1 protein-coding gene is annotated in these 1,118 nt (G+C 47.0%); it reads right to left on the reverse strand.

The window, feature by feature from the left end; translation table 11 throughout:
* A partial coding sequence (locus I6E11_RS15510; protein ID WP_235338830.1) for a hypothetical protein occupies window positions 1-1,069 on the reverse strand: 1,069 nt, incomplete at its 3' end.
* Window positions 1,070-1,118 lie beyond the last annotated feature (49 nt).

The raw sequence follows: 1,118 nt of genomic DNA on the forward strand, positions 1-1,118 counted from the left end.
ATGATTTCAGTTCCTTGCGCCTCTGGTCATCCGGAATACTGTCAAACAGGATTTGCAGGCGGTCTGCCTCATAGTTCCATACCAGCGTTCCGCCTTCAAATTTCAGTTCACGGTTTTCCCGTTCTCTAATTTCCTGAAGTTTCAGTCTGGCCTGGCGTGCCATTTCCGGCAGTTGGAAGAAACGGTTTCGTGGAGTGATAATCGGTTTTTTGCATTGTGCATTGAAGTCTGTAATGAAGTCCACCGCTTTCTGTACGATTTCCACTTCTCCTTTTCCTGCATAGGTGCTTACTTTATTAAGGATACTGCTGACGAACAGGGCACGGCTGTATCCTCTTGCTTTACCGGTATCAATATCATGAATGGTCTGTGCGCTGCTTGCAATGTCACGCTTCAGGCGATTCCATGCCTCTTCCTGCTTCTGTTCTTCCGGTTTGGCAGCCTCTTTCATCCTTTCCATGGCAGCCTTGAAGCGGTTACGCCAGTCATGAAATTCATCAAATCTGTTCTGGTATGCATCCAAGGCCTTGTTGTTGCGCTGGCAGTTGAATTTGGCAGGCCCTGTCACCATTGGACTGGCACATCGTGAGAGACTGCCCAGCAAGGCAGAGAACTTGCTATGGTATGCACTGACATACTCGTTCTGCTTTTCTTCCGGAATCTGTTTCAGATCCTCTACAAGTTGTTTTTCATATTGCATGATGTCTGTTTCCGCCCTTGCTTCAGGTTCGAAGGAACTCCATCTGTACGCGTTGTATGCAGCATCAAGCAGGTCTTCCAGATAGCCGGGATACAGAAATTCCACAGCTTCCCATTTTTCAAATTCAGACGGGTGCAATTCTGTTTCCCCGTCTGCCGTTTCAATGGTGTGTACATAGGAGCCCATTCCCGTACAGCGTTTACGGAAATGAAAAAGGACGGCTTCGTCATCCGTCCCTTGTTCTCTGATTTTCTTCACTCGGTAAGCATTCTTTCTTGTCAACGTGACAAGCGTCTGTTTTCCGGTCTTGTCCTTCATGAGGTCTGCTACTGTACCTTCACATACCTTCTTTCCAACTTCTTCAGTCATATTCTTTTATTTAAATTAGACATGACCGGCTCCGTGGAGCCAGTATTTC

Origin of the sequence: Bacteroides caecigallinarum, assembly GCF_021531075.1 — a bacterium.
Classification (GTDB): domain Bacteria; phylum Bacteroidota; class Bacteroidia; order Bacteroidales; family Bacteroidaceae; genus Phocaeicola; species Phocaeicola caecigallinarum_B.